Consider the following 21914-nt stretch of genomic DNA (forward strand, 5'->3'; position numbering starts at 1 on the left):
CCGGCCCGGGCATCCACAACGCAAACCGCCCGGTCACCGCGAACACGCCTGACAGCAAATCCAACGGGCAGCTTGCCAGTTGGCCCCGGACACGAAACGCCCCGGTCCGGACTCGTCAACCATGACGATCCTCCCCAAACTTCCCCACTGAACGGATGATTCGCCTGCAGGCTGATCAACTCAGGGCGCTGGGCGCCCCCGTCAAGGGCGGGGCCCAGCAAATCGAGGAATGGCTGCGCGCGTTGCTCCGGGCCGGCACATTGCGTCTGCCGGACGGTCTGGTGGAGTTGCGCGGCAGCCAGCCCGTCGTCACCACCCTCGGCGACCTCAAGCGGGCCTGCGAGGTGGCGGTGGAAACCGTCAAACAGGGGTTGCGCCCGCTCGAACTGGAGCACCAGATCCTGCTGGTGGATGGCATGCACACCCGCCTGCTGGGTCCACCCCGGTTCCGAATCAGCCTTTCGCGCGAGAACCTGGCCGGCAGCGTGGGCCGCGCCCTCCAGGTGGCCCCCATGGACGGCCTGCATCCGCTCGAGAGTGTGGATTATGACCTGTTGTACGCCGGCGGGCACGTGCGGTGCCTCAAACCGGTGCTGCAGATCACACGCGGCCAGCTGACCTGGCAGATGCATGTCAAACTGGCCGACGGAGCCGAACAACCGTTGCCGCCCGAAACACCGTTGGTCCTGGCCGCCGGCAGCCGGCTCTGCTGGGAAGGACGATCGGGCAGACTGGACGCTGATTGCGAAATGCGCAGCGCCCGTGGCCGTGAAGTGCGGGCCCTGCGCGCCGGCCACCTGATCTCGGACCGCGGGGAAACCATTTCATTCCGGCCCGGAGCGCGCCTGCTGCTGGATTGCGCCAGTCTGGTGCGTCTTCAGACCGGTCAAACCGGTTTCCTCGAGCTCGCCTCACAAGTGCTGCTCGAAACCGGTGAAACGGTGGATTGGGGAACCGAAAGTGCATGGCTCGGCCGCTTCATGGATGGCGTGCCGTTGATCCTCCTGCGTCGGGCCGTGGTGGCCGAATTGCGGGGTGTGGTGGCGGACACCTGCGCCGGTGTGGGTCCCACGGATGGCGATGTCTGGCGCCTGTTGCTCGGCGTCCATGAGTGTTTCCTGGACGGTTCCATCCCCTTCCGCGCCGGGCGCTGCCCCATGAACCGGTCGCCCCAGCTCCTGCTCCGCACCCTGCAGTCCTTCACCGACACCAGCTCGTTGCGCGAGGAAATGGCCCGGTCGTTCGGTTACACGGTGCACTCGGCCGATGTCCGGGTCTCCCCCACCCGCTTCGCGAGCGGCCCTTTGCGCGACCTGCTGCGGCGCCTGGCCACCGACCCGAACTGGAATTCCGAACTGCTCTCCATCGGCCACAAGGTGCCATGCTGGACCCAGGTCGGCGCCTACTACGCCGCCGGCCAAAGCCAACCCTGGGAAGTCACCCGCGAGGTGTACTTCACCTTCGTGGACCTCCACTACCAACAAACCGCTTGAAAACCCGGGCCTGTCCCCACAGCCACCGCTGCCAAAAACCCAACGCACTGCCCGGCCACAACCCGGTCCTTTCCCCGCCCTCCTGCCGCGTGCGCCATATTCCGGGCTTGGTTTCCACGGCCTTTGTCCTCAAATTCCCTCCCGTTGCTTATGCTGCGCTTGATCCTTGTCCTCGCCGGCCTCGGCGCCTCGGCTCTTGGATCCGCCCTTGCTCAAGGAGCGGACGAACCACCCCGCCCCCTGAGCGCCCGGATGATCCGTCAGCCGGACGTCTCCGCCACCCACATCGTGTTCGTCTACGCCGGGAATATCTGGATTGTCCCCAAAACCGGGGGTGAAGCCGTCCGATTGAGCTCGCCGCCGGGCGAGGAAACCTTTCCCAAGTTCTCACCCGACGGCTCACGAATCGCCTTCAGCGGCAACTACGACGGTAACGTCGACCTCTACGTAATCCCGGTCACCGGCGGACTGCCCCACCGCGTGACCCATCACGGAGCGCCGGACCGCCTGGTGGACTGGTACCCGGACGGCAAACACCTCCTCTACGCCACCACCATGACCAGCTACAAGGACCGGTTTAACCAGCTCTACAAGGTGCCGGCCGAAGGCGGTCTTCCAGAAAAACTGCCCGTCCCCTACGGCGAGTTCGGCGCCATCTCACCCGACGGCCGAACCTTGGCCTACCAACCCATCAGCGTGGATTTCCGCACCTGGAAACGATACCGGGGCGGTATGAACCCGGACCTGTGGTTGTTTGATCTCGTCACCTACAAAGCCCGCAACCTCACCCGATCAGACGCCTCCGAGTCCATCCCCATGTGGCACGGCCAAACCCTCTACTTCCTGTCCGACCGCGGCCCCGAAAAGCGTTTCAACATCTGGGCCTACGATTTCAGGCGCGACCGGTTCCGCCAGGTCACCTTCTTCAAGGACTACGACGTACGGTTCCCGAGCATCGGGCCCGAGGACATCGTCTTCGAAAACGCCGGCCGACTCTACCTGCTGGAACTCAGGACCGAGCAGGTCCGCGAGGTCCAGGTGACCGTCCGAACCGACCGCCTCACCCTCAAACCCCGCGTGCAAAACGTCTCGGACCTGATCTACCACGCCGCCCCCTCGCCCACGGGCAAACGAGCCCTGTTCGAGGCCCGCGGCGAAATCTTTTCCGTGCCGGCCGAGCACGGCATCACCCTGAACCTGACCCGCTCACCGGGCTCGGCCGAACGGTTCCCCGCGTGGTCGCCGGACGGCCGGTGGATCGCCTGCTTCAGCGATCGTACCGGCGAGTATGAGCTGACCCTGATTCCGGCCGACCCCGCCACCCCCGGCCCCGCCGAACCACGCACCCTCACCCGACTCGGTCCCGGTTTCCGCTACCCACCCCAATGGTCGCCCGATTCCAAAAAAATCCTCTGGATCGATCAGGCCATGCAAATCTGGGTCCACGACCTGGACACACAAACCAACCGCTGCATCGACCGTCAAATGTGGATGTACCACGGCGATTTGAGCCGGTTCAGGGTCAGTTGGTCCCCGGACAGCCGCTGGATCGCCTACGCCGGTGACTGCGAAAACCGCCAGACCGCCATCATCCTCTACGACTACCAAAACCACCGACGTTACCAGGTCACCAGCGGCTTCTACAACGACGACCAACCCGTCTTCGACCCGGACGGTAAATACCTCTATTTCCGCACCATCCGCGACTTCAACCCCCTCTACAGCGAGCTCGACAACACCTGGATCTACGCCAACGGACAGCGCCTGGCAGCGGTGCCGCTCCGCAAGACCGTGCCCTCACCCCTGGCGCCCCGAAACGACGAGGAAAAACCCAGGGAGACCAGGGACAGCAAAGACAAACCCTCCGACGCCCCCACCGGGCCAACCCTCGTCGGTACCAACCCCGACGACACCCAACCGGCCGCCGCTGACCAGGGCTCCGAACCGGCCACCGCTACCACGGACTCCGAAACCAGGAAAAAGGAGGCCAAATCCGAAGGAAAAGGCCCCGCCCCGGTCGAGATCGACCTCGAAGGTTTCGAACAGCGGGTGGTCCTGCTGCCCACCAAGGCCGGGCGGTACGACCATCTGGCCGCCGTTTCCGGCAAGCTGTTGTACCGTTGGTTGCCCCGCCTCGGCAGCGACGCCACCGCCAGCCCCATCGAGTTTTACGACCTGGAAAAACGGGAAACCAAACGCGTACTGGACGACGCCGACGACTTCCAACTCACCGCCGACCGTTCAAAACTCCTCGTCCGCAAGGGCAACCAATACGCCTTCATCGAACCCAAGGAAGGCCAGCGCATGGACAAACGACTGGCCACCGATCGCCTCGAAGCCAGCATTGATCCCCGGGCCGAATGGCGCCAGATCTTCACCGATGCCTGGCGGCTCCAACGCGATTACTTCTACGACCCGAACCTCCACGGTGTGGATTGGACCGCCATGCGCGAACGCTACGAACGTCTCCTGGCCGAGGCCGTAACCCGCTGGGACGTCAATTACATCATCGGCGAAATGATCGCCGAACTCAACGCATCCCACACCTACCGCAGCGGCGGCGACGTCGAACGCCCGCCCGAACGCGGCGTGGGCTACCTCGGCTGCGATTTCGTCCTCACCAACGGCGCCTATCAGATCGCCCGCATCCTGGAACCCGCGCCCTGGGACGTGGAGGTCCGATCCCCGCTGCGCGAGCCCGGCATCACCAACGTCCAGGAGGGCGACTACCTCCTGGCCGTCAACGGAGAGCCACTCAACACCCGTAAAGATCCCTGGGCGGCCTTCCAGGGCCTGGCCCGACAGCCCGTCCTGCTGACCGTCAACGACAAACCCACCCTCGAAGGCGCCCGTCAGGTGCTGGTCCAAACCCTCGACCTGGCCGGCGAAATGCGGCTCCGCAACCTGGCATGGATCGAAGAAAACCGCCGCCGCGTGGATCAGCTCAGCCAGGGCCGCATCGGGTACGTGTACGTCCCCGATACCGGCCGCCACGGCCAGAATGAACTGGTCCGACAATGGCGCGGCCAGATCACCAAGGACGGCCTCATCATCGACGAACGATTCAACAGCGGCGGACAGATCCCCGACCGCTTCGTCGAACTGCTCAACCGGCCACTCCGCAATTTCTGGGGCGTCCGCGACGGCCGCGACTGGGCCTGGCCACCCGTCGCCCACTTCGGCCCCAAGGCCATGCTCATCAACGGCTGGAGCGGCTCCGGCGGCGATTGTTTCCCCTACTACTTCAAACAGTCCGGCCTCGGACCCCTCATCGGCCAGCGCACCTGGGGCGGCCTCATCGGCATGACCGGTGCCCCCAGGCTCATCGACGGCGGCACCGTCACCGTGCCCACCTTCGGCATCTACAGCAAAACCGGGGAATGGATCATCGAAGGATACGGGGTCGACCCGGACATCGAAGTGGTCGATGACCCCGGCGAAATGGCCCGTGGCCGTGACCCACAGCTCGAACGGGCCGTCCACGAGGTCCTGCGCATGCTCAAAGAAAATCCACCGCCACGGGTCCAAAAACCACCCTACCCGAACCGGGCCTCCTGACACCGCCTGCCCGTGCCATGGATCCCGTCCCGCACGACATCCCTGACTCAAACCCGCCGGCTTCAGCCCGCCCAAACCTTGGGACCAACCCGGCCGACATGCCCCCCCAAGGACAGCCGCCCCCGACCGGTTCCACATCCGCATCACCCGGCCAACGGGCGCGAACCTTTCTGCGTCGGTTGGCCTCCTCCATCCTCCTCTGGACCGCCGTCCTCCTGGCCCTGTTCTCCGATCATCCGGCGGTCGCCACCTGGGTCTTCCTCGGTATCATGGTGGTCCTGGCCGCCGCCGGTCTGATGGAGTTTTACGGTCTGGCGGCACAACGGGGTTTGCCGGCCTTCCGAATCTGCGGCCTGTTGGGCGGCACCCTGCTCATGGTCGGCACCTTTCTCCATTGCACCGGCAGACTCGGCATCCATGGCAGCCCGGCCCGGGTCAACGACTTCGAAACCAGCTTCCTCATCCTCTTTGTCCTCGGCTTGGCGGTGCGGCTGCTGGTCTCCGGTCCCACGGGTCAGGGCCTGCCCGCCATGGCCGTGAGCCTGCTGGGACTCCTCTACGTGCCCTGGCTGCTCAATTTCATCCAAAAAATCCACTTTTTCCCGGGTATCGAAGGGCTGGGCCGCTACTACGTCCTCTATTTCCTGGTCGTCACCAAATTGAGCGACACCGGCGCGTACATCGTCGGTTCCTTGTGCGGCCGCCACAAAATGGCCCCTCGAATCAGCCCGGGCAAAACTTGGGAAGGTTTCGCCGGCGCCCTTCTCTTCTCCACGGGCGCCAGCCTTGCCCTGGCCGCGCTGTTGGGGTCGCACCTGCCCGGCATGCGCACGGACCACGCCCTGATCCTGGGCCTGATCCTGGGCGCCGGCGCGGTGGTGGGCGATCTTATCGAGTCGCTCTGGAAACGCGAGGCAGCCGTCAAGGACTCCGGCCGTTGGTTCCCGGGCATCGGCGGCCTGCTGGACCTCTTGGACAGCCTCCTCTTCAACGCGCCCCTGATGTACCTCTATCTGCGCCACGTACTGACCCGTCCATGAAGAACGTCGTCATTCTCGGCAGCACCGGTTCCATCGGAACCAGCGCCTTGAAAGTCGTGGAAGATCTGCCGGACCGACTCCGCGTGGTCGGCCTGGCCGCCGGAACCAACGCCAGCCTGTTATACGAACAGGCCCGACGCCACCGGCCCCGGCTGGTCTGCCTCCGGGATCCGGCCGCAGCAGCCCGCCTGGCCGCCGCCCCGGACCTGCCCTGCAAAGTCTGCAGCGGTGAGGAAGGCCTGATCCGACTGGCCACGCTGCCGGAAGCCGACATCGTCCTGTTGGCCATCGTCGGCACCGCAGGTCTCCGCCCGGCCCTGGCGGCCATCCGGGCCGGTAAGGACCTGGCCCTGGCCTCAAAGGAAGTCCTGGTTATGGCCGGTTCCATCGTCATGCGCGAAGCCCGGGCCCGCGGCGTGCGCATCCTGGCCGTCGACAGCGAGCACTCGGCCATTTTCCAATGCCTGGACGGCCGGCCCATCGAATCGGTCCGCAAACTCTGGTTAACCGCTTCCGGCGGACCGTTCCGGGACCCCAACCAATGGCCCAAACATCGATTCTCCGAGATCCGGTTGCAGGACGCCCTCCGCCATCCCAGCTGGGTCATGGGCCGCAAAATCACCATCGATTCCGCCACCCTCTTCAACAAGGGCCTGGAAATGATCGAAGCCCGATGGCTGTTCGACATTCCCATCGAACGCGTCGAAGTCCTCATCCACCCGCAGAGCGTCATCCATTCCATGGTGGAATTCGTGGACGGTTCCTGGCTGGCACAACTCTCCACACCGGACATGTGCCTGCCCATCCAATACGCCCTCACCTACCCCGAACGGGTGCCCAACAACCGCGTTCAAACCGACTTCGTCAAGCTGGGCAGCCTGACCTTCGAAGCGCCCGACCGGGAGCGATTCCCGGCGCTGGACCTGGCACGCCGCGCCGGGCAGATCGGTGGCACCATGCCCACCGTCCTCAACGCAGCCAACGAAGTCGCCGTCGCGGCTTTCGTGGAAGGACGTCTCTCGTTCGCTGAAATCCCCGAACGCGTCCGCCGAACCATGGACGCCCACCAACCCGTCCAGGACCCCACACTGGACCAGATCCTGGAAGCGGACGCCTGGGCCCGTCGCGTAGCACTGGAAATCTGACCTGGCCCGCCAAAACCACCGCCGCCGCCCCGGCCACGCCCGCGCCGCGCCGGCCACGGCCCCCCAAAAAGGCGCCCTCCACCCGTCCCGCAGGCCGACAGGCGCCGGCAACCGAACTGAAATGGGCTTTTCGCCGCCGGCCGCCTTTTGTTGAATGAGGCTCGATGAGTCACACGCATCCCTTGACCACAACAGCATTCGAATTGCCCGGCTACCGGGTCGTCCAGAACTATGGCGTGGTGCGCGGGATTGTGGTACGTTCTCGATCGCTCCTGGGCAACATCGGAGCCGGCTTGCAAATGCTGTTCGGAGGCAACATCACCCTCTATACGGCACTCTGCGAGCAGGCCCGACAGGAGGCGTTCGACCAGATGCTGGCCCACGCCGGGCAATTGGGCGCCAACGCCGTCATCGGCGTGCGATACGACGCCACCGAGATCGCCTCGGGCGTCACCGAGGTCCTGTGCTACGGCACGGCGGTGCGTGTGGAGCCGATGGGTTCTTGAACGAACGAAGAGTGCATCCCGGACCGCTCCAAACGGGGCACCCAAACGACTCCGGGAGCACCAACCTCAAACACAACCAGGTTTATGGCAGGTCATAGCAAGTGGGCAAAAGTCAAGCACTTCAAAGGCGCGCTCGACGCCAAGAAGGGCAAGTTGTTCTCCAAACTGGCACGCGAAATCATGATCGCCGCCAAACAGGGCGGTGGTGACCCCGAAATGAACCCGCGGCTCCGCATGGTCCTGCTCAAGTGCCGGGCGGCCAACATGCCCAAGGAGAACATCGAACGGGCCATCGCGCGGGCCACCGGCGCCGGCGACGCCGGCAACTACGAGGAAATTACCTACGAAATCTATGCCCCGCACGGTGTGGCGTTGCTCGTGCCCGTCAGCACCGACAACCGGAACCGCACTGCCGCCGAAATCCGCAGCATCGTCACCCGCAACGGCGGATCCATGGCCACCACGGGCGCGGTCAGTCACCTGTTCCAGCGCAAGGGCCAGATCATCGTGGCGCGCGAAAATGCCCAGGAAGATGTGTTGATGGAAATCGCACTGGAAGCCGGGGCCGAGGATTTCCGCGCCGATGAACAGGGCTACGAAATCATCACCGAACCCTCGAAGTTCGAAGCCGTCCACCGGGCCCTCGAACAACGCGGCATCAAATGCGAGGTGGCCGAGGTAACCGAACTTCCCATCACCACCGTGCCCCTCCAGGACCCGGAGGCCGTCGCCGCCGTAAACCGGTTGATCGAAGCCCTCGAGGACCACGACGACGTCAAGGAGGTCTACTCCAACGCCGAGTTCCTGAACTGATCCCGCCCCATACGCCGACCATGCCCTGGCTCCCCACGGCCCCATCCGCCCCTTCATCCGGCCGGCCGACCCCCGGGAGGAACCCTCGGCATCTCCCCCCTCCCCAATGCGGCCCATGAACCTGTTCGGGGCCCATCCATGGGTGCCTGCCCTGCTGGCCGCACTGGCCCGCGCCGTGGCCCGCAAACCCCTTTGGTTCGTCTCCGCCCACCTCCTGCTGGCCACCGGCGCGGTCCTCTACACCCTCCACAACCTTCAATTCGACACCCGCCGAGGCAACCTGGTCGGTGAGAACCTCCGCTACCACCGCAACTTCCTGAAATTCCGCGCCGAGTTCCCCAAACCGGATGACCTGGTCGTCGTCGTCGAAAGCGAGGATCCCGAAGCCAACCGCCAGTTCGTCGAACGCCTGGCCGCACGGTTGGAGGCCGAACCCGAACTGTTCCACCGCGTTTTCTACAAGGGCGACCTCAAGTTGCTGGGCAACAAAGCACTCCACCTCCTGTCCGAGGCCCGGCTCCAACAACTGCACGATCAATTAACCCGTTACCAACCCTTCCTGGCCGCCCTCGGCAACACCACCAACCTCCTGTCCCTCTTCGACCAGATCAACACCTGGTTCCGGACCGCCCGCAACGCACCCCCGGAACGACAACAGGCCCTGCTCGAAGCCCTGCCGGCCCTGGAACGAATCCTCGCCCAGGCCGAGGCCAGTCTCCATCGGCCCGGGTTGCCCCCCTCGCCCGGCGTCACCGCCCTCTTCAACAGTAGCGAGGAAGCCCTGCACGCCCAATACCTCGCCTACAACCACGGGCGCATGTTCCTGGTCACCACCTACCCGCCCTCGGTGGACCGGGAGCGGGCAGCCATCGCCCGCCTGCGCGAAAAGGTCGAGGAAACCCGCCGTGAAGTGCCCGGCGTCAACGTCGGCATCACCGGTGAACCGGTACTGGAGTGGGACGAAATGCAGCAGTCCCAACACGACACCCTGCGCGCCAGCGTACTTGCCCTCGTCCTGTGCGCCGCCCTGTTCATCGCGGGCTACCGCGAAACCGGCCGGCCCCTCAAAGCCATGGCAACCCTCCTGGTCGGCGTGGCCCACACCCTCGGCTTCGCCACCGCCACCGTCGGCCACCTCAACATCCTGACCATCACCTTCGTCCCCATCCTCGTCGGCCTGGCCATCGACTTCGGCATCCACCTGGTCACCCGCTACGAAGAGGAATTGCGCGCCGGCCACGGCCGCGTCCCTGCACTGGAACGGGCCATGACCCACACCGGCCAGGGCATCCTGACCGGGGCACTCACCACCGCCGGCGGTTTCTGGGCCATGACCCTCACCAACTTCAAGGGCATTCAAGAAATGGGCTGGATCTGCGGCGGCGGCATGGTCATCTGCCTCATCACCACCCTCACCTTCCTGCCCGCCCTCCTCCTGGCCGGCCGCCAGAACCTGTACGACGAAACCTCCGTGCAAATACCCGTGCGGGCCCGAATCGAGCAACTCTGGCTGCGCCGGCCCCGCTGGGTGCTGGCCCTGGCCGTCGCCCTGACGCTCCTCACCGGTACCCTGGCACTCCGCATGCGCTTCGATTACAACCTGCTCAATCTCCAAAGCCAGAGCCTGCCCGCCGTCGTCTTCAGCAAAAAATTGATTCTATCTGCCGGACGTTCCCTGTTGTATGGCGTGGTCATCGCCGATTCCCTGCCGGAAGCGCGCCAACTCCAAACCCGCCTGGAAGCACTTCCCGCCGTGGCATCCGTGGAAAGCCTCGTGCCCCTCCTCACCCCCGAGCCGGGTCGCAAAAGCGAAATCATTCGACAAACCCGCGACCTGACCCGACAACTGCCCCTGCCGGAGCCCGATCCGGCACCGGTGGCCCTGCAGGACCTGAGCCGCACCCTCTGGGCCCTCGGCGGGTACCTCGGCCTGGCACTCGAATCCCTCACCCCCGATCAGCAGGAGCTCCGTTCCACCCTGGAACGCCTGCGCGAAACCGTCACAAGCCTCCGCCGCAGCATGCTCGATGAAACCCTGGGCACCGATACCCAACGCGCCGAAAAACTCGCCGCCTACCAGCGCGCCTTCTTCCAGGACCTCCGCGAAACCCTCCAAGCCCTGCAACAACAGGACCCCGAGGTGCCCGTGCAGCTGCAAGACCTTCCCGCCGCACTGCGCGAACGCTTCGTGGGCGTTCACGGCAAGCTGCTGTTGCAGGTCTTTCCCAGGGAGGACGTCTGGCAACGCAAGCCCCAGGAGGAATTCGTGCGGCAACTCCGCACGGTGGACCCCGACGCCACCGGAACCCCCGTCCAGCTCTACGAATACACCACCCTGCTGAAAGAAAGTTATGAACAGGCCGCCTGGTACGCCCTGGCCGCCATCATCCTGCTGGTCGGATGGCACTTCCGCAACCCCGTTGCGGTGGCCCTCTCCCTGTTGCCGGTGGGCTTGGGCATGGTCTGGCTCATGGGCTGGATGATCTGGCGCGACGTTTCCTTCAACCCCGCCAACATCATGACCCTTCCCCTGGTCATCGGCATCGGTGTCACCAACGGCATCCACATCCTGACCCGCTACGCCGAGGAACAGCAGCCGGGTCTCCTGGCCCGCAGTACGGGCAAGGCGGTCCTCGTCTCCGGACTCACCACCGTCGCCGGTTTCGGCAGCCTCATGCTCGCAGATCATCAGGGCATCGCCAGCCTCGGCTTCGTCATGAGCGCAGGCGTCACCACCTGCATGGTGGCAGCCCTGACCGTCCTGCCGGCCCTCCTCGTCGTCCTGCACCAGGCACGACACCGCCCGCTCTGATCCGATCTCCCACGCACCGGGCCCAACACCACCCGCACATCCCTGAATTGGCGCACCGCCTGCTCTCCAATCCGGCAGAGCATGAAAACCGATCTTGCTGCCTCGAACCCCGGCGTCCCCCAATGGATGGGCCCCTGGCTGACGGCGTTCCTCTGCGCAGCCGTCTGCACAGGGTGCAGCTCTCTCGACCCCCAAACGGCGCACCTGCCCAGGTTCCACGAAAGTCATCGCGCCGACCTCGTCGTCCAGTTCTACAGCTGGGACCTGTTCCACGTCCTGCGTCCGGAGTACCGGGAGAACGGTTTTCTGGTGCCGGTCAGCCGCACCACCTTTACCCCGCATTTACAGCGCCTTCGCACCGGGCGCACCCTCGCCGTCGTGGTCGTGGGCGTGAACTATTCCCCCGAAGAACAAACCCGCCTCGTCCGCGAGTGGGAGGCCCTCCTCTCCGAAAACGGCTTCGAACGTTGTGTCTGCCTCCGGGGCAACGGTGCCCAGAAAATTGACGGACTGATCATCCTCAGCGACACGCACTTGACGCCACACAAGCCTTCGACCCACATGGTGTCGAAGGGTCCATGAAAGCCACCGGCCGCCGCGGCACTTCGCGACCGCCCTTGGAACGGATGCTCCGCATCCACCAAGAGGTACAGGCGGGCCGTTTCCCCAACGCCTCCACCCTGGCCCAACTCCTGGAGGTCAGCCCCAAAACCATCCAGCGGGACCTGGAATTCATGCGCGATCGGTTGGGCCTTCCCCTCGAATACCACCCCCGGCGCTTCGGTTACTACTACACCGAACCGGTCGAATCGTTCCCCAGCCTCCAGCTCACCGAGGGCGAACTGGTGGCCCTGGTACTCGCCGAAAAAGCCCTGCAACAATACCGCGGCACCCCCTTCGAGCGCCCCCTGCTCAGCGCCATCCACAAAATGGAACAAAGCCTCCCGGAAACCATCTCGGTCAACCTCGCCGGCGTGGCCAGGGCGTTCTCCTTTCGACAGCGAGCCGAACCGCGGCTGGACCTGGCCGTCTTCGATACACTCACCCGCGCCGTCACACACTGCGAGCAACTCGAAATCCTCTACCGCAAACCCGGTCAATCCCGGCCGGAACGTCGCCGCATCGACCCCTACCACCTCGCCAACATCAACGGCGAATGGTACCTCTTCGCCCACGACCACCTCCGCGGCTCCATCCGCACCTTCGTGCCCGCTCGCATGCTGGAGGTCAGGCCCACCGGCCAAACATTCCGGCCCCCAACCCGCTTCTCCCCGGATGACCTGCTCCGCGGAAGCTTCGGCGTCCGCTCCGGCAGCGGTCATTATCACGTCACCCTCCTGTTCCACCCACCCGCAGCCGATTACATCCGGGAGAAAAAGTGGCACCCGACCCAAACCCTCCGCGAACGGCGCAACGGCACCCTCGAACTGCACCTGCAACTGTCCGAACTGGAGGAAATCACCCGCTGGGTCCTGAGCTGGGGCGGTCAGGCCCGCGTCCTGCGGCCGCGGGAATTGATCGAAAGAGTCCAACAGGCCGCCACCCGCCTGGTGGAAGCCCACAAAACCTGATCTCCCGAGTGGCCCCGGGCCGCCACCGCCCTGCCCCGGCCGCCCGTTGCAGCCGTCGAGACGGCATCCTATCGTGGAGGCCATGCAAGCGGATGCCAGTAACCGTGCGTCAACTCCGGTCCAAACACCGGACACCCCCCGTTCAGCCCGGCAGTGCCAGGGCACACAGCGCCCGTTGCCACCCCACCCGGCACGGGTCCACACAGGGGCCGTGCTCGGTCTGTTGCTTGGCTGTGCCATGCCCGCCCTTGCCGGGCCCGACGAGCCCTGGAACCTCCAACCCACCCTCGCCGGCTGGCACGCTTCCCTGGCCATCAACCAACGCGGCCGTGACATGGGTGCCGGTGAGGCTTTCGCCTGGTGGCGCCTGCCCTGGACATGGACACGCCCCTCGGGCTGGGCAATCGAACCCCATCTGGCCGCCGGATTGGGCTGGCTGGGGGGCCGAGGAGAAACCGCAGGCACCTTCCGACTCGGCCCCGCATTCTCCGTTCGCCCTCCCGAGTCACCCTTCTGGATCGAACTCGGGATCAGCCCAACCTTGCTCACCCGCCACACCTTCGGCGGCCTCAACCTGGGCATCAATTTCCAGTTCACCAGCTACGCCGGCATGAACTGGGACGTCACACGCCACCTCGGCCTGGGTTACCGCTTCGAACACATGTCCAACGCCAGCCTCAGCTCCCACAATCCGGGCCTTAACAGCCACACCTTCACCATCTACTACCGATTCTGAACCGGGCTCACGCCCCCGGCCCGAGAGCCGTCAACCTGCAGGCACACCGGCTCGACCACGTGAAGCAACCTGCCGCGGACCGGTTGCGGTCCGCAGCCGCCTCACCCCCCGGAAGGCCCCACCCTCACGGCTCCCGCGGCGCCGTGATCAAAGGGAAATCGTCCGTGCGAAACGGCGATGCGGGCAAACCCTCCCGATTCCACAAGTTCACCACCGGACAATCCGCCCAGCCATACCGAACCGCCACCGGCCGCGGCACCTGCGGACTCCAAACCTCAACCTCCCGCCCCACAATCCGCGCCTCCGCCCACACCCACCTCCGATCCTCCCCGCAAATGGCAAACCCCTTCAATGGCCCGCCACGCGCCTCCAAACCGCTCCCCACATGATCAAACGATATAATCGCCTTCGAACCCTCAAACCGCACACTGCGATAGACCGGCCCCGACCAGGTGATCTTCTCCCCGTACGCAATCGCACGTGCAGCCAGGGCCAACCTCTCACCCACCGGCTTCTTCCACACCGGATGAATGTCGTTCGGATCCCCAACATCCGTGGTCACCACCACCCCCACCTTCGGCAACTGCCGCATGGCCAACATCTGCGCCTCCCGCAGCTCCGCCCACGCACTCTCACCGGGCTCATCCTTGATGGCCATAAACGGCGCCAACTGCACCGCCAGAAAGGGAAAATCACCCTGACCCCAGTCGTGCCGCCAGTTCCGGATCAGATCTTGAAACAAAGTGCGATATTGTTCCGCCCGGCCCGCGTTGGATTCCCCCTGATACCAGATCACCCCCTTGATCGCATACGGAATCAACGGCGCAATCATCCCATGATACAACTCCGACGGACGCCAGGGCGGCCAGGGCGCGTTCCGCTTGAACTCACGCCCCTCGCGCTGCGCCTCCTCCCGCGCCCGCCGCCACTCCTCCAGGCTCTCCTGATACCGCCGCCATTGCTCCGGAAACGGATCCAAAATCTCCCGTACATAGCGCGGCCGCATCTCCAGCGCTTCCCGGCTCATCCACGCCTCCGCCGGAGACCCACCCCAGTCCGATCGAATCAAACCAATCGGCACACCCCGTGCCTGGTGCAACGCCCGGCCGAAATAGTACGCCACTGCCGAAAACGTCCGGGCCCGCTCCGGTGAACAAACCTCCCATCGCGCATTCAGCCGTATCGTGGGCGCCTCCGCCTTCACATTGGGCACGTCCAAAAACCGGATCATCGCATTCGTGGCCGACGCAATGTCCGCCTCCGGCTGATGGCTCCGCTCGAGCGGCCATTCCATGTTCGACTGCCCGCTGCAAACCCACACCTCCCCCACCAACACGTTCGTGAACGTCACCACTCGCGTGGCCGACCGCACCTCCATCGTCCACGGTCCGCCCGCCTTCATCGGCCGCAACCGCACCTCCCACCGGCCGTTGTGCACCTCGGTGGTGGCCCGACGCGAACCCACCTGCACCGTGATTCTCTCCCCATCATCGCCCCAACCCCAAACCGGAACCGGTTGACCCTGTTGCAACACCATGTTGTCGCTGAACACGGGCGCAACCTGGAAATCCGCCCGCAATACCACGGCAGGCCACAACCCCGCACAGCCCACCAAACTCCACAGAAGACTCCGTCGCGCAGTCATGACCGCTAATCCATCCCGCCCCACCTCAAGTGTCAACCGAAAACCCGCATCCTCCCAAGCCGTTCCAACGGCGATCCCAAAAAACCGCCGTCGGCGCTGCGTGCCAAAACGGCTTCGCAAAACGGTTACCGCACGGCATCTCGTCTCCACCCATGGCAGCCGACCGCACACGGACGCCAAATCGACAGCAATCCAGCCCCGGCCGGGGCACACTCGATCCATCGCAGAACCCGCCAAACCCCGCCTCCCGGGGCATCCGTTCCAAGCGAGCCCTCAACCAGCCATGGTTCATTCCCACGTCCGTCCGCACGGTGTCGAGCGCACTGGTAACCCGCACTTCACCACCCCGGCATGGTCGACTGTCCTCACGTTGTTGCTGTTCGCCAGTGTTCTGGCCCTCCAGCCCCCTCGTGTAACCCTCCCGGGGGCTCGACCGCTCCTGCGCACCGCCAGAACCCGCTTCCCCCCGGCCTGTCGAGCTTCCCAGGCGCCGTCCAACGTGGCAGCGCCCTGGGAGAGGCACTGTCCTCCGTGCCCGCCCATGCTGCAGCTCAGGCCGCCACGGAGAGTCGCCGTCCCCGGCGACTGAAAATATTGGGCCGGCAAACGCCCACCGGGAGGGGCGCAGTCCTCTGCGCCCGATATTCATGCGGACAGCGGGGACGCCGTCCCTCCCATGCGACCTTGTGGGAGGGGCACAGTCCTCTGTGCCCGCATCTTTTTACGGACCGTGGGGACACGGTCCGCACCTTATCTGCGCCGCCGCACCCACGGCAGGACCGTCACCGTCCTTGCCCACCCCATGGCGTTCTGACCGCTCTTCGGCTGAAAACCAACCGCGCCCCCGGTGCTTCCCTGCACGCCCCACGGCTCCATGCATCGCAAGCCCCCTGCACGTACTCCCTGTGCCCCCGCGTCCCTCGGGTTCAGCAGAGAACCGAGCCCGCTGAACACACGGCGCCCGCACCAGTTCTTGGGCCCTTCCTACCGTTGAGGTCCAGGATCGTGATGCACTCCAGTCACGCGTGAGGCTGGCCGCCCAAACTTCACTCCTACATCATTCGGTGCGAATGCCCACGCTAGTTTCCCCATAGCCGGTGCCTATGGCCCGTCTGTTCACACCCTGCTCAAGAATCTCCCAACAACTCGTTAGCTCTCGGTAACCCTTGCCGCATACAGCCGTCCATCTCTAAAGCGAAGCTCCAATAACCATGTCTCAACGTTAATAAGCGTACCAGGAAAGAAGATGCTTCGGGAGGGATAATCCCTTCGCCATCCCAGCTCATACCACACCAGTGTATCCTCCCCTAAAAGCTGGACCAAATGCGGAGGCCCCAGCAGACTCTCGACCTCTTCACGGCTCAACCCAAGGGGCAACCATCTCTCGAGCAGGTCGTCAACCATTTCATATCGCTGCCCGAAATACGACGGCGCACGCCACTTTTCGGGATCACACTTCAGCCTGCCTTTGGGTCGATAGAATTCCTCCAGCTTTACAATGCCTACAATCTCTGGCGTGAAAAGCCAATTCATACAGTACAGAACCGCAAGCGCCCCAATTCCGATCCATAACCACCGACGTTTCATTGCACCAGCGTCCATCATTCATCAGGGCTCGGAACAATCTGACCGTTTCGTATCTCGTAGAGCAGGCCCTTCCGTAGCGCATCCAGACAAGCGTCAGTGCAGCTTTTGCCACACTCAAGTCCATATCCGATGCCAATCCCAACCTCGTTATTCAGTCCGTCCATTTGGGAGCCAGGAGATCTGCTCGTTTCCCTGGCCTGGAGCCGTTCCAAAGCGCCGTCAGGTCCGAGGCAGGGGTACCAATTTCTGGCCAGATTGCACGCTGCAATGCAGTGCCTTAGCGCGTCAGCATCGCCTCCCTCAGCAGCGTTTGGTCCGCGGTGAGTGGTGTCGTCCGGGGCTACCCGATCGGCTTCCTGTTCGCCGTCGAACAGTGCTAACAGCACCCGAAGCCAACACCCGAGAACATCCGTGCAGTAACCGATGCCAACACCGATGGCAACGGCAGCGCCGCCCACGATGCTACACACGATCACTAGAACAATCCCACGCCCGTCAGCGTCGTTAAGATTCATCACGCTATTCCTAAGCGCGCAATACAAGTTGTGCTCCTCGCTAAGCTTCAGCCGGAAGTGCCCCTTGTGCGTAAGGATACGGTGTCCCGGTTCATTGATTGGATCCCTGCTCCACCACCTTCCCAGGGCGGGACTGTAGGCCCGGTATTCGTACAGCACCAGGCCCGTCCCGTCCTCCGTCCGCTTCGTGCTGAACCGGATGAAATTGTTTACCGCCATTGGACTGATAACGCAGACGGCCTTCCTTCAGCCGCCGTCCATGAGCCGAAGCTGCTGCCTGTGTCCCCCGAGAGATCATAACCATGTGGTAGTCAGGTCTCCACTGATCCATGCAGAGTGCGGTCCTCCCGTTTGCCGAGCGACACCCTGAGACGCTATGCCACGAATGGGGTAGAACGGAAACTTGGTATTAATGCCGTACGCCCACGATATTCACTACGACCCCGTAGACCACGGTCAGCCATAACGGAAGTGCATAAAAGCACATCCTGAGGAGAGAACTGCTTGAGAGCCTGAGCTTTGTGAAAAAAGCATAACACAACACGTCGGCCGCAACAAACATCAGCGCCAGATTTCGAGCAACCCACCCGATTTCGGTCGCCATTAGGAACAATGCAAGGGCTAGAGCCTGCACTGCAATCCCGATGGCTAGCACTTCACGTCGAGCTGCCCGCGTTACTCGCATAGGATTTACTCTCCGCCCAGTAGCGCATTCTCACAGGCCTCCATGGCCGACTTGGCACAGTCTTCCCCACCAATTACCGGACAATAGTGATCCCCAACCTCGTGGATCAGAATCGATGCAATTTCTACTTCTGACAAACCACCAACATTATCCTCACAAACACCAATCCTGCGCGTCGCCGCATATGCCCACGCAGTCCCACCCAAAAGGCATACCAGTTTACATTTCCCATACCAACGCACTGCGTAGTCTTCACCCCTTGCCCGACGGTCAATGAACCACTGCTTGCATTTACCCTTCTTCATGGCGCCGTTAGCATGCGCAAGTGCGTTTCACACAACATCCTTGCAGTCGCCCCGCATCACAAGGTGAGGCGGATTAGGATGGTGCTCCACTGCTAAACCCGGTCCTGGAACCGGAGGAGATCCGGGAGAAGGCCAGGGCCATCCCGGCGGCGTGATCTGCATTCCCAAATAACCGCTGGCTCTAATGAGTTTATTCGCGCAGAAAGCAATCAGGTTCGCTGCACCATGCTCCTCAATCGCATCCCAGCTCAACCACCTTCCCAGGGCGGGACTGTAGGCGCGGTATTCGTACAGCACCAGGCCCGTCGCGTCCCCCGTCCGCTTCGTGCTGAACCGGAACGGATTCGAACCCGCCGCAGCGCCCGTCAGCCGCAAAGGCTCCCCAAACGGGCCATACTCGTACCGCGCAGTCTCGGTACCGGTGCCACCGGACACCGGGTTCCAGACGTTCCCGTTACCGTCGTAATCCAGAAAACCCGTCGATACTCATCGCCTATGCATCGCCATTAAAAGAGCCCCCCACACAAGCACTACCACGCCCCGTCTCTTTCAAGCCCAAGCCGCATGTCACCGTCACACGTCGACTGCTTCGCCCCACAAGCACAGCCACACGTCGTCGACAGTTCCTGTCGCTAAGGTTCGTTAAGTTGCGCAAACACAAACCTTCTCGTCCCGCCCACCAACCGCGTCCCCACCCTCGCAGCAAAGCCGCTGAGATTCTTCATGTTTCTTGGCAGCTGGCACAATTCCTGCTGTTGCTTCGATGGCTAATCGTCAACTGTATCCGTCCCATCCCTTCAGCAATCGCTCACCGCCGCTCGCGTCCATCTCGGTGTCGGGAGCGGACTCTCCGCCCGTGCCCTAACCAATGCCCACACCGCCGTGCCGAGGCTGCGTGGACCCTAGGGCTTCACATTATTAGCTCAATATGCCCACTCCGAACGCCAGCGCAAGTCCAGAACTACATGCTATTGCCGACCGCGCCGGTGCTAAAGCCACGGGGCCATGCCCCACCTGCGCGCTCCCACCGGACAGAGCGTAAAACACTATCATCGCCCTATCCCAAGCGCCAACGGGCTTTTCGTCCTCTTCAGCGTTCGACCCACCACGATCCAGGATGTGTGTCTTTCTTCCCAGCCGACCTGCCCGGACCTGGCTGTCTGCGGTCGGTACGAGACGCAACGGTAAAGCCGTCACCTTACTGTTTATCCTGATTAGCTGATAGGCCTCATGGTACATCAACGTATCCAGCGGTGCCTTCGCCGTCCTTCGTCAAGTATACTACAGAATATCTTCCCGGCTTTAGAGAATCTAGTGGATAGAACACGGGCCATTGATTGTTGACGGTCACTCTAGAGAAGGGACTCCAGCGCACGATGCAGCGACTCACGACAATCCTTTGAGCGTCGTCATCGACTTCTACATTGATGGATTGAACCTGTCCAAGTGCGTTCATTGGCTCGCCTTCAATCTTGACGTAACTCTGGCCGTCGAAGGCTACCTTTTTCACCGTGAGCGTTCCCGGAGGGACTGGCCAAGGTTGAGGTGCTGCCAACCACAAGATTACGACCGACACCACGACAAGCAATGCTAGCGCACCCACTAAAAGGGCTATCGTGACCTTCATTGTTCCTTCCTCAGTTGGTTGCCTCACCACAACAATGTTCGCTCTTCTTACCGGCGTTTGCCTTGTTGATGCTGTCTTCAAAAACGCTCGGGTGACCACACCTGCCCGATCCGGAAAGACTCGCCTTCCTTAGGCTTTCACTCTAAACCCGTTCCCACTCGCTCCACGCCAGTGTGGCGCAGTTGTTCTTGTTGACCTTGTATCCTTCATTAATCGTGGGCTCGTACTCCTCGACCTGAATGTAGCGCAAGGCTTTATGGCTACGATTCTTCTCCATGTCCACAAAGGACGCGGCTCTTCTTAGCCGCCGATCCGCCATAACCCTTCTTCGAGCGCCAGACCTGAATCTCTTGGCCACCTCCAAGAACACTCCGACCAGTTCTCACGCTGTGGTGGGCGCCCCACGGAGCGGTTCGTTCGCGGTGCGGGGGAATTGGTGCAGGCCAAGATCTGCAGCATTTCCTCGACGGAAATGAATCGCGCATCCTTGAAGTAGCCCCATTTTCGATGGTAGTTTCCGGCATCCCCGCGGTCGGCCACCCAGTCAACAAGACGACCGCCGGGATCAAAGATGTAGGATGATGAGCCGGAGGGAAGCATGATGAACCCTCCCATCTGGCCCCACACCTCAAAGTAGTTTGTGCCTTCAAAGAGAAATGTCCGCACCTTTACGGGCGGTGGCATTTCCCGGAGAAAGTCGTTAAAGGTCCGGACACTTGCTGGCGGCCTGAGCTTGCTCGCCTCGCGCGCCGACAGCGCTCCCCATAGAACAAGAAGTGCAAGTAGGCCACAGATCCCAAGCAGGATTCGCACTGTCATACGGGCAATCATACTCCGGAATTACCATCTCAGTCGTGCCCGTTGGCATGGTACCCGACCTTCTCGCGACAGCAGGGCTCGCAGCTTCTCCGGCACAGCGCTCCAATCCAACCGGGCAGCGGGCCCAGGTAGGATTCCCACCCGATGCACTGTTGGTTCGCAATCCAATCATCGAGGCTATCGAGCCACAAACCGTGCCCGGTCTCATCTTCACCTCCAAATATTTCCTGCCATGCCCTCCTGAAGGCATCCAGCCCTTCCTTTCCTAATCCTGCAAGTTGTGCCAGTATACCTCCACACACCTTAGAAATCCGACAGGATGTCCAGCAATGTAAGAAGGAATCCCCTGCAGGATCAGCAGATCCATCTCCAAAGCGAGCGTGGGCTACCTCGTATTGGCTTCTGATACACAACGCCGCAGCTATCGACACCCCGCCGACCACGAGCACTGGGACAATTGAGCGCCCGTCAGCGTCGTAAAGATTCATCACGCTATTCTTGAGCGCGCAATACAAGTTGTGCTCCTCGCTAAGCTTCAGCCGGAAGTGCCCCTTGTGTGTAAGGATACGGTGTCCCGGTTCATTGATTGGATCCCGGCTCAACCACCTTCCGAGGGCGGGACTGTAGGCACGGTATTCGTACAGCACCAGGCCCGTGCCGTCCTCCGTACGCTTCGTTCTGAACCGAAACGGATTCAACCCCGCCACAGCGCCCGTCAGCCGCAAAGGCTCCCCAAACGGGCCATACTCGTACCGGGCAGTTTCGGTACCGGTGCTCGCCGAGACCAGGGTCCACACGTTCCCGTTGCCGTCGTAGGTCACAAAGTGCACCCCCGCACCAGGTCCACCGCTCAACCGCACCCACAACAACCCGCCCACTCCACCCGCTCCGTCCAGGCTTTCCGAAAGATCCAATCCCCACACGTACGACCGCACCACCGCACCGTTCGTCCCGTTCAGCTCCACAATGTGACGACCAAACAGCCCCGGATCACTCACCAGCTTCAGATCCTCCACCACCTGCCACGTGCTGTTGGTCCAGACGTACCGCACCTGCC

Annotated in this window: 17 protein-coding genes; 10 read left to right on the forward strand and 7 right to left on the reverse strand. The window is 63.0% G+C overall.

The features are described from left to right. The first annotated feature begins 155 nt into the window (after positions 1-155). The 10 genes from G4L39_RS07325 (at position 156) to G4L39_RS07370 (ending at position 13674) form a co-directional block, all read left to right on the forward strand. Complete coding sequence (locus G4L39_RS07325) at positions 156-1493, forward strand: hypothetical protein (protein ID WP_165107088.1); 1338 nt, start codon at positions 156-158, stop codon at positions 1491-1493. Between the two features lie 150 nt (positions 1494-1643). Then, positions 1644-5051, forward strand: a complete 3408-nt coding sequence (locus tag G4L39_RS07330) for a S41 family peptidase (RefSeq protein ID WP_165107089.1) — start codon at positions 1644-1646, stop codon at positions 5049-5051. A 179-nt stretch (positions 5052-5230) separates the two neighbouring features. Next, complete coding sequence (locus G4L39_RS07335; protein ID WP_165107090.1) at positions 5231-6091, forward strand: phosphatidate cytidylyltransferase; 861 nt, start codon at positions 5231-5233, stop codon at positions 6089-6091. Beyond that, entirely contained in the window at positions 6088-7236 is a 1149-nt protein-coding gene (locus G4L39_RS07340) for a 1-deoxy-D-xylulose-5-phosphate reductoisomerase (RefSeq protein WP_165107092.1), read from the forward strand. Before G4L39_RS07335 ends, G4L39_RS07340 begins: the two co-directional genes overlap by 4 nt. Before the next feature lie 164 nt (positions 7237-7400). Then, positions 7401-7742, forward strand: a complete 342-nt coding sequence (locus G4L39_RS07345; RefSeq protein WP_165107093.1) for a YbjQ family protein — start codon at positions 7401-7403, stop codon at positions 7740-7742. Between the two features lie 84 nt (positions 7743-7826). After that, positions 7827-8555 (forward strand): YebC/PmpR family DNA-binding transcriptional regulator, encoded by a 729-nt coding sequence (locus tag G4L39_RS07350; protein ID WP_165107095.1) that lies wholly within the window; start codon positions 7827-7829, stop codon positions 8553-8555. Positions 8556-8670: 115 nt separating this feature from the next. After that, positions 8671-11367 carry an MMPL family transporter gene (locus tag G4L39_RS07355; RefSeq protein WP_165107096.1) on the forward strand — a complete coding sequence of 899 codons (2697 nt, stop codon included), beginning with the start codon at positions 8671-8673 and terminating at the stop codon, positions 11365-11367. A gap of 81 nt (positions 11368-11448) precedes the next feature. After that, positions 11449-11949, forward strand: a complete 501-nt coding sequence (locus G4L39_RS07360) for a hypothetical protein (protein ID WP_165107097.1) — start codon at positions 11449-11451, stop codon at positions 11947-11949. Continuing rightward, complete coding sequence (locus tag G4L39_RS07365; protein ID WP_165107099.1) at positions 11946-12938, forward strand: helix-turn-helix transcriptional regulator; 993 nt, start codon at positions 11946-11948, stop codon at positions 12936-12938. Before G4L39_RS07360 ends, G4L39_RS07365 begins: the two co-directional genes overlap by 4 nt. Before the next feature lie 211 nt (positions 12939-13149). Next, positions 13150-13674 carry an acyloxyacyl hydrolase gene (locus G4L39_RS07370; RefSeq protein WP_165107100.1) on the forward strand — a complete coding sequence of 175 codons (525 nt, stop codon included), beginning with the start codon at positions 13150-13152 and terminating at the stop codon, positions 13672-13674. 124 nt (positions 13675-13798) lie between these two features. Here the strand turns inward: G4L39_RS07370 and G4L39_RS07375 are convergent, their stop codons facing one another. From G4L39_RS07375 to G4L39_RS07405, 7 genes are all read right to left on the reverse strand, one after another. Next, entirely contained in the window at positions 13799-15319 is a 1521-nt protein-coding gene (locus G4L39_RS07375; RefSeq protein ID WP_165107102.1) for a sialate O-acetylesterase, read from the reverse strand. 1601 nt (positions 15320-16920) lie between these two features. Continuing rightward, a complete protein-coding gene (locus G4L39_RS15910; protein WP_165107105.1) occupies positions 16921-17640 on the reverse strand; it encodes an RHS repeat-associated core domain-containing protein in 720 nt (239 codons plus the stop codon). Positions 17641-18111: 471 nt separating this feature from the next. Then, complete coding sequence (locus G4L39_RS14635; RefSeq protein WP_205880852.1) at positions 18112-18411, reverse strand: hypothetical protein; 300 nt, start codon at positions 18409-18411, stop codon at positions 18112-18114. Positions 18412-18438: 27 nt separating this feature from the next. Next, positions 18439-18846 (reverse strand): RHS repeat-associated core domain-containing protein, encoded by a 408-nt coding sequence (locus G4L39_RS07390; RefSeq protein WP_205880853.1) that lies wholly within the window; start codon positions 18844-18846, stop codon positions 18439-18441. A gap of 793 nt (positions 18847-19639) precedes the next feature. Next, positions 19640-20038, reverse strand: a complete 399-nt coding sequence (locus tag G4L39_RS07395; protein ID WP_165107106.1) for a hypothetical protein — start codon at positions 20036-20038, stop codon at positions 19640-19642. 300 nt (positions 20039-20338) lie between these two features. Beyond that, positions 20339-20857 (reverse strand): hypothetical protein, encoded by a 519-nt coding sequence (locus tag G4L39_RS07400; RefSeq protein ID WP_165107107.1) that lies wholly within the window; start codon positions 20855-20857, stop codon positions 20339-20341. Positions 20858-20886: 29 nt separating this feature from the next. Next, positions 20887-21914: RHS repeat domain-containing protein (locus G4L39_RS07405; RefSeq protein WP_165107109.1), on the reverse strand; the 1028-nt coding region annotated here is incomplete at its 5' end.

This window comes from Limisphaera ngatamarikiensis, from assembly GCF_011044775.1.
Lineage (GTDB): Bacteria > Verrucomicrobiota > Verrucomicrobiia > Limisphaerales > Limisphaeraceae > Limisphaera > Limisphaera ngatamarikiensis.